At 71.0% G+C, this 14,828-nt stretch carries 10 protein-coding genes; all 10 read right to left on the reverse strand.

The window, feature by feature from the left end:
- Positions 1-15: 15 nt before the first annotated feature.
- The gene (locus E5679_RS08950; protein ID WP_138414940.1) at positions 16-1,143 is read right to left on the reverse strand and encodes a DegT/DnrJ/EryC1/StrS family aminotransferase; all 1,128 of its coding nucleotides are present in this window, start codon (positions 1,141-1,143) and stop codon (positions 16-18) included.
- Positions 1,140-1,805: an acetyltransferase gene (locus E5679_RS08955; RefSeq protein ID WP_138414942.1), complete on the reverse strand. Its 666-nt coding sequence runs from the start codon at positions 1,803-1,805 to the stop codon at positions 1,140-1,142. The genes E5679_RS08950 and E5679_RS08955 overlap by 4 nt, the downstream gene beginning before the upstream one ends.
- A complete protein-coding gene (locus tag E5679_RS08960; protein WP_138415213.1) occupies positions 1,802-2,983 on the reverse strand; it encodes a DegT/DnrJ/EryC1/StrS family aminotransferase in 1,182 nt (393 codons plus the stop codon). Before E5679_RS08960 ends, E5679_RS08955 begins: the two co-directional genes overlap by 4 nt.
- Positions 2,984-3,060: 77 nt before the next feature.
- On the reverse strand, positions 3,061-4,056 hold the full coding sequence (locus tag E5679_RS08965; RefSeq protein ID WP_138414944.1) for an NAD-dependent epimerase/dehydratase family protein: 996 nt from the start codon (positions 4,054-4,056) through the stop codon (positions 3,061-3,063).
- Positions 4,053-5,243: a Gfo/Idh/MocA family protein gene (locus E5679_RS08970; protein WP_138414946.1), complete on the reverse strand. Its 1,191-nt coding sequence runs from the start codon at positions 5,241-5,243 to the stop codon at positions 4,053-4,055. Before E5679_RS08970 ends, E5679_RS08965 begins: the two co-directional genes overlap by 4 nt.
- A gap of 50 nt (positions 5,244-5,293) precedes the next feature.
- The gene (locus tag E5679_RS08975; RefSeq protein WP_138414948.1) at positions 5,294-6,802 is read right to left on the reverse strand and encodes a sugar transferase; all 1,509 of its coding nucleotides are present in this window, start codon (positions 6,800-6,802) and stop codon (positions 5,294-5,296) included.
- A 285-nt stretch (positions 6,803-7,087) separates the two neighbouring features.
- Complete coding sequence (locus E5679_RS08980) at positions 7,088-9,766, reverse strand: AAA family ATPase (protein WP_171042310.1); 2,679 nt, start codon at positions 9,764-9,766, stop codon at positions 7,088-7,090.
- Positions 9,767-9,827: 61 nt separating this feature from the next.
- On the reverse strand, positions 9,828-12,539 hold the full coding sequence (locus E5679_RS08985; protein ID WP_138414952.1) for a helix-turn-helix transcriptional regulator: 2,712 nt from the start codon (positions 12,537-12,539) through the stop codon (positions 9,828-9,830).
- Between the two features lie 155 nt (positions 12,540-12,694).
- Positions 12,695-13,150 carry a Fe-S cluster assembly sulfur transfer protein SufU gene (sufU, locus tag E5679_RS08990; RefSeq protein ID WP_138414954.1) on the reverse strand — a complete coding sequence of 152 codons (456 nt, stop codon included), beginning with the start codon at positions 13,148-13,150 and terminating at the stop codon, positions 12,695-12,697.
- Positions 13,147-14,526 carry an aminotransferase class V-fold PLP-dependent enzyme gene (locus tag E5679_RS08995; RefSeq protein WP_420821067.1) on the reverse strand — a complete coding sequence of 460 codons (1,380 nt, stop codon included), beginning with the start codon at positions 14,524-14,526 and terminating at the stop codon, positions 13,147-13,149. Before E5679_RS08995 ends, sufU begins: the two co-directional genes overlap by 4 nt.
- Positions 14,527-14,828: the final 302 nt, after the last annotated feature.

Below are 14,828 nucleotides of genomic sequence, written 5' to 3' on the forward strand. Positions count from 1 at the left end.
GCCTCCGCCCGCCTCTCAGCATCCCCTGACCACCTCCGCCACCAACTGCTGCTGCTCAGGCGTGATGTGCGGGAACATGGGCAGGGACAGGATCTGGGCGGAGGCCTCCTCGGCGACGGGGAAGTCGCCGGAGTGGTACCCCAGGTAGGAGAACGCGTCCGTGAGGTGCACCGGCGTCGGGTAGTGGATCCCGGTTGCGATCCCGGCGGCCGCGAGGGCGGACTGGACGCGGACACGCTGCTCGGCGCGGATGACGTACAGGTGCCATACGTCCTCGTTGCCGGGCTGGCTCTTGGGGGTGCGCACCCCGGCGATCCCGTCGAGGAGCTCGGCATAGAGCCTTGCCGCCGCCCGCCGTCGTGCGTTCCACTCGGCGAGCCGTTGGAGTTTGGCGCGCAGCACAATCGCCTGCATGGCGTCGAGGCGGGAGTTGAAGCCCACGATCTCGTGCACGTACTTGACCACGCTGCCGTGCGCGGCGAGCAGCCGCACCATGTCGGCGAGCAGCGGGTCGTTGGTGGTGACGGCACCGGCGTCGCCGGCCGCCCCCAGATTCTTGCCGGGATAGAAGCTCGTGGCGGCGATGTGCCCGAGCGATCCGGCTGCCCGACCGTAGCGCCGGGCCCCTTGCGCCTGAGCGGCGTCCTCGACGAGGGCGAGGCCGCGGTGCGCGGCAAGGGGCACGAGCGCCTCGACGGGCGCGGTCTGCCCGAAAAGGTGGACCGGGACGATGGCCTGAGTCCTAGGCCCCACCGCCCGGCCCACCTTGTTCGTGTCGATGAGCAGTGTGTCGGGGTCGACGTCCACGATGATGGGACGGGCACCCGCGCGCACCACTGCCTCCGCCGTCGCCACAAACGTGTTGGCAGGGAGGATCACCTCGCCCCCAGGCCCCACGCCCACCGCTCGCAGCGCGAGCTCGAGCGCGTCGGTGCCGTTCGCGACGCCGATGCAGGCGCGCACCCCGATGAATTCCGCGTACTCCTCTTCGAATGCCGTGACGTGCGGTCCGCCGATGAAAGCCCCCGTATCGAGGGTGCGCACGACTTCCGGCACCACGTCTGCGCTGACTTCCTGCTGCTGTGCCACGAGGTCCACAAAGGGGACCCGCTGCACGCGTCCTGCCTGCGCCTCTGCCGTCATGACTCCACCCCCCGATCCCCGCCATTGGTTGCTGACGACATGGGCCGGGCGGGGACACCGACCCATGTCTGCCCTTCGGGCACATCGCTGACAACCGCGGCGCCCATTCCGACGACGGCCCGCGCACCCACTCGGGTGCGCTGCCGAATACTGCTGTTCATTCCCACATACGCGGCGCGGCCGACGACGACGGAGCCGCCGAGCGTCGCACCGGCGGCGAACGTCGCGTAGTCGTCGGCGACGTCGCCGTGCGTGAACACCACGCCTGGCATGACCACAACGTGCCTCCCGAGGGAGACCGCCGCCGTCAGGACGACGTTGGCGAGCAAGATGCTCCCCTCCCCCACCGTGCAGCCCTCCGGGAGCGAGACGCTCGGATGCACGATGGTGGCAAACCGGCCGGGCGGGAGCCCGAGGGTACCCAGCCGGCGCACGATGTCGGCGCGGATGGCACCACTCCCCACGCACACCACGACGCGTGCACCCGGGTGCTTCCGCACCTCGGTGAGGGGCCCGAGCACGTGCGCGCCGTCGAGGACGCTCCCGACTCGGATGGGGTCGTCATCGAGGATGCCGAGCAGGTCGTAGTCGTCACCGGCGCGGACGAGCGCCATGACCTCGCGGGCCAGCCCGCTCGCCGCAACGATGAGCAACTCCGTCACCTGGGGCTCGCTTTCGGCTTCTTGTCCCTGATGGTGTTGTTGTGCCTCATCGCGGCGCTCGGCTTCCTCGATGCACGGACGACGGCGTCCGCCACCCTCTCGACGCCCTCCTCGCTGAGCTCGTGGTACAGCGGGAAGATGAGGGTGCGGGCGTTGAGCCGTTCGGTCACCGGAAGCGGTACCCGCAGCGGCCGGTCGGCGAAGGCCGGCTCGAGGTGGGAGGCCATGATCCCGGAGCGGGCGGAGATGCCGTCCTCCGCGAGTTCGTCGAGCAATTCGTCCCGGGTCAGCGGGAATCCTTCCCCCACCTCGGCCCAGAACGACTGGAAGTTCGATTCCCCCTGCGGCGGGTCCTCGACGAAGCGGAGTCCGGGGACGCCGTCGAGCATTTCGCGATAGAGCGCGGCGAGCGCGCGGCGCCGCTCGACCATCGCGGGGAGCCTCCGCAGCTGGACGATGCCGATCGCGGCCTGGAGGTCCGTCATCCGGAAGTTGAAGCCAAGCTCGGTGTACGCCTCGGCTGGGGCCCGGACGGCCTCGTGCCGCTCGGCCGCGGACACGCTGGCCGCGTGCTGGCGCAGGCGCTTCGCCCGGGCGGCCCAGTCGTCGCGATCCGTAGTGAGCATGCCGCCCTCGCCCGTCGTGAGGAGCTTGCGCGGGTGGAACGACCACGCGGCGACATCCGCGCCGACGCCAACTGGCTTTCCGCGGTAGCGCGAGCCGGCCGCGCAGGCGGCGTCCTCGATCAACCGGATGCCCCGCTGCTCGCAGAGCTCCGCGATGGGGCTGACATCAGCGGGCAGGCCTCCCTGGTCGACGACGATGACCGCCGTGGTGCGCGGGCTGATGACCTGGGCGACCGTCTCAGCCGTGATGTTCCCGGTCATCGGGTCCACGTCGGCGAATACGGGCTCGGCGCCGACGTACAGCGGAGCATTGGCCGTCGCCACGAAGGAGAACGACGGCACCACGACCTCGTCGCCGGGCTTGACCCCGGCAACCAGCAGTGCGAGGTGCAGCGCCGTGGTGCAGCTCGACGCCGCCACGCCATTGAGGACGCCCTGGGCCTTGGCGAACGCCCGCTCGAACTCCGCGACGCGCGGTCCCTGCGCGAGCCACCCCGAGGCGATCACATCGGCGAGCGCGTTCGCCTCCTCCGTGCCCACCCACGGCTTCATGACGTTGAGCCGCTCCGTGCCGGAGGTGCCGCCGGATTGGGGTTCTAGGCCCGAGGCCCGGTCACCGCTCGTGATCGTCATGACGCCGCCACCACTCGGGCCGCCGCAATCTCCTCGCGGAGCGGGCGCCACCAAGCGACAAGCCGGCGCAGCCCCTCGTCGAGCGGCATCTCGGCCCGGAAGCCGAGGTCTCGCGCAGCGGCCCGTGTGTCCGCAAGGCGCCGGGGTACGCCGTTGACCTTGCGCTCGGGGCCGAATTCCACGGCGAGGTTGGAGTCCATGGCCGCCAGCAGCGAGATTGCGAGCGCGAGCAGGCTCGTCTCCGTTCCGCTCGCCACGTTGTACACGCCCTCGCGCACCTCGGACTCGGCGGCGTAGACGTTCGCCCGAGCCACGTCCGTGGTGTAGACGAAATCCATGGTCTGCTCGCCGTTGCCGTAGACGAGCGGCGGCCGTCCGTCGGCGATCCGCTCCATCCAGCGGACCAGGACCTCGGTGTAAAGACCGTGGACGTCCATGCGGGGTCCGTAGACGTTGAAGTACCGCAGGGCCACGTAGTCCAAGCCGTACATGGCGCGGAAGCTGCGCGCCATACCCTCGTTGAAGCTCTTCGCCGCCCCGTAGAGGGTGTCGTTGTTGTGGTGGTGGTGCCGCTCGCCGGTCGGGAACTCCTCCGCGGCTCCGTACACGGAGGCACTCGAGGCCAGGACCACCTTGTCGACTCCGTGCTGCGACGCTGCCTCGAGGACTGAGAACGTCCCGTCCACGAGGACTTCGAGCGCGAGCCGGGGCTCTTCGGCGCACTGGGTGATGCGGATCGCGGCCTGGTGGAAGACGAGGTCCTTGCCCACGGTCGCGTCGTGGACGAGGTCTCGGTCGCGGAGGTCGCCGTCGATGAGGCGGACCCGCCCCGTCGCGAGGGCGTGATCGAGGTTGGCGAGCCTCCCGCGCGTCAGGTTGTCGAGGACGTCGATGTGCTCCACGCCTGCGTCCAGCAACTGGTCCACGATGGTTGATCCAATGGTCCCGGCTCCCCCCGTGACGAGCACGCGTGCCCCTGCCAAGACGGTCATGCCCCAGCCTCCTGCTTGAGTGCGCCTTCTTCTTGTTCCATGTCCTGATCGACGATCTGCCGTGCGTACGCCGAGGCCGCCGGCGCGCCCCCCATCGGTGCCTGCGCTCCCCCGGTCGTCAGGCTTCGCGTCGTGGCCTCGAGAATCCCCAGCACCCGCAGCGCGGACATCCCGCTCGTGGCCGAGGCCCGTTCGCCGCGGATCGCGGCCGCGAACTCTTCCACCATCTGCCCGAGCGCTTCCCGTTCGGGGAGTGCGGGCGACCAGGTGTCCCCGAGCCGGTAAGAGATCGCTGCGTCGCGGCGGTCGGCGCCATTGCGGGAACCGCGGCCGCCGTTCGTGGGAAGCTGGATGCCGCGGTCATAGACACTGAGCCGCTGCTGGGGGTTGAGGTCGTCCCAGACGAGCGTGCGCCGCGTGCCGCCGATGACCATCTGCCGGATCTTGGTCGGGCTGAGCCAGTTCACGTGGATGTGGGCCATGCCGCCGAACGGAAGGTCGAAGGAGAGATGGCCCACGCAATCGTGGCCTGTCCCGAGCGGGTCCGCACCATGGGCGGAGACCGCCTCGGGGGTGAGCCCTCCGGGGAGGACGTATTCGAGGATCGACAGGTCATGCGGGGCGAGGTCCCAGAAGACGTCGACGTCCGGCTGCACAAGCCCGAGGTTGATGCGCACCGAGTCGATGTAGAGGATGTCCCCGAGCTCGCCCTCATGGAGCAGTTCGCGCATCTTCTGCACGGCGGGGGTGTAGCAGTACGTATGGTCGGCCATCAGCACGAGGCCTTTGGCGTCCGCGACGCTCACCATGTCGGCGCCCTTGTCCCAGCGGTCCGCGAGCGGCTTCTCGACGAGCACATGCTTGCCCGCGCCGAGCGCCGTGAGCGCCACGCTGTGGTGGGTCCGGGCGGGAGTCGCGATCGCCACGGCGTCGATCTCGACCGTGTCGAGCGCCTCGTCGAGCGACCCGAACGCCTTCGCGCCGTACTGCCCAGCGAGCCCATCGGCGCGGTCGAGGTCGAGGTCGCACACGGCGCGCAGGTCCCACTGCTCTGACCGGTGGAAGTTCCGGGCGAGGTTGGGGCCCCAGTAGCCGGCGCCGACGACTGCGACTCCGAGGGTGCGGTCACGGTGGGCTCCTGAGCGGGAAGCTCGGAGTTCGGTGAGCGAGTAGGGAAGGTCTGCCACGGTCGCGTCTCCTCCTGGGTGCACGGATTGGTGGCCCGGATTCTCCGGGGTCAGTAGGCCCCGACGGGGGCCAGGACGGCGCGGAAAGTGCGCCACAGGATCATGAGGTCCCCCATGATCGACCAGTTCTCGACGTAGTACAGGTCGAGCCGGACGGAGTCGTCCCAATCGAGATCCGACCGCCCGCTCACCTGCCACAGTCCGGTGATGCCGGGCTTGATGAGCATCCTCCGGTGCGTGTAGCGCTCGTACTCGCCGACTTCCCGCGCGAGCGGGGGCCGCGGCCCGACGAGGCTCATGTCGCCCTTGAGAACGTTGACGAACTGGGGAAGTTCATCGAGGGAGAACCGCCGCATCCACCGGCCACACCGGGTGATGCGGGGATCGTCCTTGACCTTGAACAGCACGCCGGCGCCCTGGTTCGCTTCGGCGAGGGCTGCAAGACGAGCCTCGGCGTCCTGCACCATCGAGCGGAACTTGAGCATGGCGAACGGCCGCCCGTCCTTGCCGATCCGCTCCTGCCGGAACAGGACGGGACCGGGCGAGTCGAAGTGGACCACAAGCGCCAGGACGAGGAGCACGGGCGAGAGCACCGCAAGCGCAGTTGCCGCGAGCACGATGTCCATGCCCCGCTTCACCACGTGCTTGGCGCCCGAGTAGTGCGGCAGGTCCACCTCCATGAGAGGCAGCCCCTGCACGGGGCGCCAGTGGATGCGGGGGCCTGCCACATTGGTGAGCGAGGACGCGAGGACAAGCTCCGCGTCGTACTGCTCGAGGTTCCAGCCCAGCTCGCGGACGTACTGGTTGCCCCCCGGCACCGGTCCGGCGATGATCACCGCGCCCGCCTTCTTGAGCGCAACGGTCCGCACGACGTCGTCCGTCGAGCTGAGCACAGGGAGACGGTTCCCTTCGACGGCGAGGGTCTGCCCTCGCCGACCGCCGGGGAGGATGACTCCCAGGACGTTGTACGGCGCGCCGTCGCTCGCCGCGATCCTGCGCACCACGTAGCGGACGTCGTCGGGTTCGCCGACCACGATCGCGGGGGTCAGGTAGAGCCCCATCTGCCGCTGCCGGTTGAGCCAGCGCCGGCTCCCCCACCTCGTGGCGAGGAGGGCCAGCAGGCCCGTGCCGAACACGAGGGCGAACACGCGCACCGGAAGCCAGTCCGAGACGATGAGGGCCGCGATCGCGAGCACAGCGAAGAGGTGGGTAGAGGCCGCGACGACCCGCCGGTACTCCTCGGCTCCGATGCCGAGGACGGAGGCGTCGCGGCTGCCATAGACGCCAAGGGCTACAGGCCACACCGCGGCGATGAGAACGAGGGCGATGGTCGTCCGCGGACCGGCCTCGCCCAGAACGAGACCGGCCGTGACGGCCGCGAGGACGATGACGCTGTCGGCGCCGCGCAGGTAGAGCGCGTAGCGCTTCGCCCAGGCCTGCGCCCGGGCGGAACGGGCAATGCGCGTCGACGTGGACTCGAACCTCAGGGCCGATCGGAGTCGGAGACCCCGCCACGACGGGACCGAGCGCCTAACTTCCTGCTCTGCGCCTACCGACATGACCGCTCCTAGGCTTCCCCGCGTGGGCCGGATCCTGTTCCCGGTCCTCCACCTCACCAGTACAGACCCGTGGCTCGCCCGGGTCACCAGTAGTCGGTACCCGAGCTTTCGGAGCCCCCCAAGAGGGCAACCCTTGCCGAGTACGCAGGTAACACTCGGTGGACCACCCGTATGGTGCGTAGTCACCACGGGGTGGGGGCAGGTCAGTACTCGATGGGGCGCCTGCTAGGGTCGCAAGACCCTGCTTCCGGACAGAAATCCGGGCGCAATCATTTGGGGCGGGGGTCAGTCCTCGACGGCGTCGCGCAGCTCGTCGCGGCTCTTGATGCCGAGCTTCGCGTAGCTGCGGTGCAGGTGGCCCTCGACGGTGCGTACCGACAAGTGGAGGCGGTCCGCGATCTGCCGGTCGCTCAGGCCGGCGACCGCGAGGTCCACGACGTCCTGCTCGCGGCGGCTCAGGCGCAGCGAGGCGAGGATCGCCTCTTCCTGCTCGCCGGCGTCGCCCGATCCCGGCAGGCCTTCGCAGGCCCGGGCCGCGGCCCCGGCGTGGCGGGCAGCCGCGCGGTCGCCGTCGGCATCGAAGCACCCGGCGGCGCGCGCATACGCCGCCCGCGCCCGCCGGTAGAGCCCGAGCTTCTGGAAGAGCTCGCCCGCGCCCATGTACCCCTCGCCGCTGGCGGCCGCCTCAGCGCGCGCCCACGCACCCCAGGCTTCCGCCCAGGGGCCTTCGGCCGAACCGGCGAGCAGCGCGCCGCGCCTCGTTGTGTCGGGGGCGCCGAGCTCGAACGCGAGGATCCGGGCGAGGAGCTCCCATCCGGGCCTCTCCGCCACCCGGTCCTCCTCGGCCAGCTCGTCCAGCGCTTTGAGTCCCGAACCGCGATCGAGGAGCTCGCGCGCCCCCGCACGGTGCAAAGCGGCGAGATGGCGCATCCCGGCGCTGCCGATCCGGCTGGTCTGCTCGGCCCGCGCGAGATACTGCCGAGCCTCGGCCTCGTCGCCGATCGCGGCGAACGCCCAGGCAGCGAGCGCGGTGCCGACTGAGAGGAGCTGGAGTGGATCCATGAGCTCGAGGTTCTCCACGATGTCGCGGAGCATGACGGCTGCCTCCGCCTCGCGTCCCTGGCGCAGGAGCGCGTAGGCGCGAGCGCAGTAGAGGCCGGGGCCGAACACCACGATCGGCCTCGTGCGCCCGCCGGGGTAGGAGCCGAGGACCCCATCCACGCTCGACCAATCCCCCGTGAGGAGCGCCCCGGCCAAGTAGCGGACCAGGCCGTGCTCCTCGAGGGGGAAGTGCTCATCCTCGCCGCTCGCATCCGAGAGGGCGAGGCCCGCGTTCCGGGCAGCCGCCTCGAAGCGCCCGGCTGCCAGCTGTGCCTCCGCGTCCAGAAGCAGCCAGAGGTTCCGCTCGATGGCGGGGGCCGCCGCGGCCTGCGGAAGACGCCCGTCGTGCTCGAGCGCGGCTGCCACCGCGGCGAAGTCAGCGCGTTCGACGGCGGCCAGGGCGCGCAGGAGCCGAGCGCGCCGCAGCACGGACTCCTTGGCGCCTGGGCCGAAGGCGAGCATGCCGCCTCCGCTCCGCCCGTCCACGTTGTCGGCAGCACGCTCGAGTTCGGCGGCGTCGTCGTCGACCCTCTCGAGCTCGCCCACGGCGGTTCGAGCCGTGAACTTCACGAGCGACCCGGCGAGGAGGTCGCGGAGGTCCGAGGGCACGGCGGGGGCCGCGGAGAGCGCCGCGAGCGCGGACTCCGGGTCGCCGAGGTTGAGATGCGCGCGGGCGACGACGCCACGCACCAGGGAGCGCTCGGCCGGGCGGTCGATGAGCGCCGCGGCACGGAGGCCGAGTTCGTTGCGGAAGCGCCGGACCGCGGCCGCGGCTCCGCGGGCGAGTTCGGCCGCAGGGAGAGTGGCGCCGGTGTCGAGTGCAAGCTCGAGGAGGCGCAGCTCGTTCGCGGGATGACGGATCTCCTCGCCGCCGAGGGACAGCGCCCGGCGGTAGATGTGCAGCCGGCGAGTGGCCGTCGTCATCCGACGCACAGCGTCGGCCTCGAGCTGGTAGCGGATGCGCAGGCCGTCGCCGCTCGCGTCCGCGAACCAGCCCAGGTCGGTGAGTCTGTCGAGGACGTCGCGATCCACGAGGGCGCGTGCCGCGGCCCGGGGCAGCGGCTCGGTGAGGGCCACCAGCATGAGCGCCTCGCGCTCCGTGGCGGAGAGGGACTCCATGCTGCTGCGCACGGGGTCGGCGAGCGCCTCGCCCCGGCTCGCGAAGCCACTCGTGAGAAGCCAGATCCCCCGCTTGCACACCAGCGTCCCGGCGTTGAGGGCCTCGTCGATCAGCGCGAGCAGATGCAGCGGGTTCCCTCCGCTGAGCCCGTGCAGCACGTTGGCCGCCGTCACTGACAGGCTTCCGCCCAGACGCTTCTCGGCAGTCTCGCGGCTCTCGTCCAGGCTCAGCGGCGCGAGCTCGATCCGCTCGGCGATGCCGTCGTGCCACATGTCCAGGAAGTCCCGGGGCACGCCGTGCCGGGAGGTCGCCGCCACGAGCAGGCGCACCCATGAGGACGCAACCGCCTCCGCGATGAGGCCGGCCGAGCCGTCATCGAGGTCCTGCGCGTCGTCGACGACCAGGACGATCGGGCGTCCGGCCTCTCCGGCGATCCTGTGGAGTTCGGCCCACAGCGCACGCAGGACGCCAATGCGGTCCTGGACGTCGTCGGGGGCAAGCTTGGGGAGGCGCTCGATCAGCGCGGCGTACGTCACCGAGCGCAGGCTGCGCCCCGTGTGGATGGCCATCACTTCGACCTCGTCGCCGAGCTCGCGGACCACGGCGTCGAGCAGGTGGGTCTTGCCTGACCCGCTCTCCCCCACGACGAGGACGGCACCCGGTCCCTCGCGGCGCAGCACGTCGGCAGCCGACGCCGCGACATCACGCCGTGTCGCCTCCGCGATGGATGGAGTCCCCGCCAACTTCACCCCTATGCTCGTCACGCTGGACGTGCTCTCTGTCACGTCAGACCGGATCACCACCTTAGACCAGCCCGTCCAGTCCGCTCCGCGACGATACGCCAAGCTTCATGAAAACTTGGTAAAGATGGCCCTCGACCGTGCGGACGGAGACGCCGATGGCGTCCGCGATGTCGCGGTTCGAAGCTCCCGAGGCGGCCATGACCGCGATCTGCCGCTCGCGTTCCGTGAGGACCGGCGCGGGCACCTGCGGCAGGAGCGGGAGCATGGGGAGGACCCGCGTGAGCCGGTCCAGCCGGGTCTGCGCACGGCCGGCGGCCGCCGAGTCGCTGCGGTCCCGCGCGAAGTCCAGGGCGAGCGCGGCGCAGCGCGCCTCCAGCGCGTCGAGCTCCATCCCGTAGGCCACCTCGGCGGCGTCGAGGAGCGCCTCGGCGTCCTTGCGGCGAGAGCCGACGGCGACCGCGGCCATGAGGTGGGCGAGCGGGCCCTGCCTGCGGTGGGCGAGGCGTTCGATCCACAGGAATTCGCGCTCGGAGCCCGGGATGCTCGCGCCGAACACCTCGATCCCGGCGGCGGTGACTCGTCCCGCGCTCTCCTCGTCGGCCGCCTTGGCCAGAAGGAACTCGCACGCGCTCGGATCGCCGAGCCATCGGCGCGCCATGCCCTGGCAGAAGTCTGTGAGGAATTCGAAGAGCCAAGGAGCCGTCGTCGAGAGTGCGACGGATCGCTCGAGGAAACGTTCTGCCTCGCCGCTGTCGCCGATCTGCGCATAGGCGAAGGCGGTTGCGGCGTATGCGGTGCGCAGGGCGTTGCGGGCCGGGAATTCCTCGAGCTGCGCGATCGCGTTCAGTAGGGGGCCCAAGGCGGAGCTGCCGCGGCCGGCCATGACGAGCGCGAGGGCGAGGAAGAGCTCTGCGAGCCCGCCGCGCAGGCTGAGCCGCCGCCCGCCGCGATCGATGTACCGCTCGAACAGGTCAACGCAGCGCTTCCAGTCGCCGTTGGAAATCCACACGGCGAACGCTGCGGCGACGTAGGCGTCGTCGTCCAGATGCTGCGGCGAGTTGAGTCCGAAGGAGGCCATGAGCGCGGCCGCGTCCGCCTCCCGGCCGCACGCAGCCCAGCCCTGGGCGAGCAGGAGGGAGCTCTCCCGGCGGAAGTCCTCGCTGCACCCTGTTCGGCGGGAGGCGGCCTCGAGCGCGTCGAGAACGGCCTTGTAGTCGCCGCGGAACGCGCGCATCCGGAATTCGGCGAGGTCGAGGATCTCCTCCGCGTCCCGCACTTCCGACGGATCCGCCTCGGTCATGAGGGCCAGGGCGTCCCAAGCCTTGTGGAGCGGCGCCTGCGCCTCACCGCGCTCGGGGAGCCACGTGAGCAGTTCGGACTTCGCCGCCGCATGGCGTGCGAGGGGCACCGGCGAGAGCGCGGCGAGGGCCTGTTCGGGCAGGGCGTCAAGGGCGACGAGCGCTTCCTCCCTGCGTTCGAGGAGCGAGAGGGCCGAGGCCCGGTGGAAAGCGGCCTCGACGGTGACCTCGGGCGCGAGCCGGCCTGCGCTCTCGAGGATGTCGAGCGCCCGCTGGGGTTCGAAGAGCGCGATGGCGGCCCGGGCGGCGTGCACCACGAGCTCCGGCCCCACGGTGCTGCCGACATCCAGGGACCACTCGACGTAGGAGACGAGGTCTTCCCGGTCGAGCCCGGACTCCTCCGGGGCACCCCCTAGCGAGGTGAGCGACGCGAGCTCGCGATGCCGGTCCGGCCCAAGCCGCTCGCGCACGAGCTCCGCCATGCGCGGCTCGCGGAGGTACGCGCACCGGTGTTCGCTCGTGTCGACGGCGATGAGGGCACGGTCCTCCATGTCGACCAGGACCTCAGAACCAAAAAGCCCGGCGAGCCCCGCGATGGGGACGCGCCGGGCGACCGCGAGGTGCTCGATCACCTCGCGCACATCCTGCGGCTCACGGGCCCACCTCGCCCGGATGATCTCGTCGGTGCCGCTCCCCTGCTCCGGCTCCACGGCGCCGTCGAGCGTCCACACGCCGCCCCGCTTGTGGAGGTTCCCGGTGGCCCGCTCGCGGCGGACGATCCCTTGGACGGCGGCAGGGTTGCCACCGCAGGCGTGGTGCAGCTCGCCCACCGCGGAGGACGCCACGCGCCCGTCGACGAGAGCCGTGACGAGCCGTCGGGTCTCGGGGACGCCGATGCCTCGGAGCGGGATCTCGGCCAGCCGTCCGCGACGCACGAGGCGCAGGAAGTCCGCCGGCAGGTCGGTGGCGCGCTGGGCCACGGCGAGGAGGCGCGCCGTGCCGCTCAGGAGGAGGTGGAGCAGGACGCCGACGCTCGCCTCGTCGACAGCCCCCGTGAACTCGACGACCAGGACCACGGGCCGCCCCGCTGCATCCTCGCGCAGCATGCGCTCCACCGCGAGCAGGAGTCCGGTGGGCGACGACGAGGTCCCCTTGGGAAGCCGGGCCAGCAGCGCTCCGATACACGCGTAGTCGGAGGAATGACCCGTGGTCGAGGTCCGCAGCCTCAGGGGGTAGGCATCCGAGCCGAGCGCCGAGAGCACGGCGCTTGCGAGAAAAGACTTGCCGACCCCGGGAGGGCCGGTGACCACCGTACCGAGGGAATCGGGGTCGCGCAGGGCATGGGTTGCCGCCTCCAACTCGTCCTGGCGCACGAGCATCGCCCATCGCAGGCGGTCCGCCTGCCGCTCGGCGGTCTCCGCCGGCGGCTTCACGGCCCGCCTCGGCTGAGCCGAGACGATCGAATCCCTGAGCATGTCATGCCTCCCCCCTTGAGGGCGGCAGGGACACGCGCCACCCCCCAAGTCAGGCATAGCGTACGCCCAAGTCACAGTTTCGCAACAGAGAATATCTGCCCCTGTGGCCACGGCTCAGACGTGGCAGCGCCGCCAGGCGGCCGCCCCTGGAGGGCTCAGATACCGGCCTGCCGGGCCGCGTCCTCGGCCGCAACCCACGCGATCATGGCGCACTTCACGCGGGCCGCGTAGCGGGAGACTCCCTCGAACGCGGCGGCATCGCCGAGCACCTCGGGATCGGCCTGGACCTGGCCGCGGGACCGGATCATCTCCCGGAACGCGTCCACGAGACCGTGGAACTCCGCAGGGGTCGCCCCCTCTGCCAGATCGTGCAGGACGGACGCCGACGCCATCGAGATCGAGCAGCCCTGACCCTCCCAGCGCAGGCTCTGGACGGCGCCATCGGCCACCGCCACGCGGACGGTGACCTCGTCCCCGCACACGGGGTTGAGCTGGTGGGACTCTCCGTAGCCCACGGCCTCCGCCTCGGCGAGCCATTCCGCGAAGCCACTGCCATGGCGCTCCTTGGAGTGGTCCAGGATGACCTGCTGGTACAGGGAATCAAGGCTCATGATCCTGCTTTCGAGGTCAGGCCGAAGTAGCCGCGCACGTCGGCGAGAGCCGCCACGAACGCGTCGATGTCGGCCTCAGTGGTGTACAGGTACGCGCTCGCGCGGGTGGAGGCCGTGAGGCCGAGGCGCCGGTGGAGCGGCTGGGCGCAGTGGTGACCCACGCGGACGGCGATGCCGAGGCTGTCGAGGTACTGGCCCACGTCGTGCGCATGGACTCCCGCGACGTCGAACGCCGCGATGCCGAAGCGGGGGTGTCCATACCACTCCTCGTCGGGGGCCGGGCCCAGGAGGCGGACGCCGTCGATGGCGGCGATGCCTTCCGCGAGGCGGGCGCCGAGCCGCGCCTCGCGCTCCGCGATGCGCTCCATCCCGGTCTCGCGGAGGTAGTCCACCGCCGCCGCGAACGCGACGGCCTGCGAGATCCGCTGCGTCCCCGCTTCGAAGCGCTGTGGGGCGGGCAGGTATTCGGCGCGCTCCATGGTCACGGTGGTGATCATGGATCCGCCCACGAGGAACGGGGGCAGCGCGTCGAGCAGCTCCCGGCGGCCATACAGGGCGCCGATCCCGGTCGGCGCGAGCATCTTGTGGCCCGAGAAGGCAGCGAAGTCCACCCCAAGCGCCTTCACGTCCAAGGGCATGTGGGGCGCGGACTGGCACGCGTCGAGGACCACGAAGGCGTCCACCCGGTGGGCCAGGTCCACAAGCTCCTCGACAGGGCTCACGCTGCCGAGGACGTTCGAGGCGTGCGAGAAGGCGAGGAGCCGCGTGCGCGCCCCGATGATCTGGCGGGCCGCGTCGAGATCCAGGCGGCCGTCGTCGTCGATCGGGATGTAGCGCAGCACCGCGCCGGTCCGGAAGGCGAGCTCCTGCCAGGGGATCAGGTTGGCGTGATGCTCGAGCTCGGTCACCACGATCTCGTCGCCGGGCCCGAGGGCGAAACGCCGCAGCTCTGCCCCGCCCCGGCCGCGCTCGGCCCACACGGTCGCGTTCGAGAACGCGTAGGCCACGAGGTTGAGGGCCTCGGTGGCGTTGGAGGTCCAGACAAGCTCGTCCGCGTCGGCGCCGACGAACGCCGCGACGGTGGCGCGGGCGTCCTCGTAGGCGTCCGTCGCGCGGACGGCGAGCTCATGCGCACCCCGGTGGACGGCAGCATTCCTTGTCTCGTAGAAGTCCTGTTCGGCCTCGAGCACGCTGCGTGGCTTCTGGGACGTCGCGCCGGAATCCAGATAGACGAGTGGGTGGCCGTTGACCTCCTGTTCCAGCGCCGGAAAGTCGCGGCGGATCCGCTCCGCCTCGGCGTCGTCGAGGGCAGCAGGTGCGCCCGCGGTGGCGGCTTGCGCGGGCCTGAGCGGGGCCGGGATGCTGACGAGGGCCACGGTGGCGGCTCCTTCACGGGGGGCTGGAATTAGAGTACGGCTTTGTGCCGCAATCCATTCTCCCACGCCTCGCCGCTGACCCCGCCACCGAGCTCCGGGCCCGTGATTGCGGGGCCCGGACACCAAGAGAGCCGGCGACGGCTGGGGGAGGAACCTTGGTCTCGGGGAGGTTCCGTCGTCGCCGGCTCCGTCCTTGGGGGTGTAACCGGCAGCCGGTGCATCCGGCTGTGGAACAACTCTCGCACGATCCGCCCCCGGCTGCATGAGTGGCGACTACGCGATTGCGGGGAGGTTTCCGACTC

Source organism: Sinomonas gamaensis, assembly GCF_005876955.1.
In the GTDB taxonomy this organism is placed as follows: domain Bacteria; phylum Actinomycetota; class Actinomycetes; order Actinomycetales; family Micrococcaceae; genus Sinomonas; species Sinomonas gamaensis.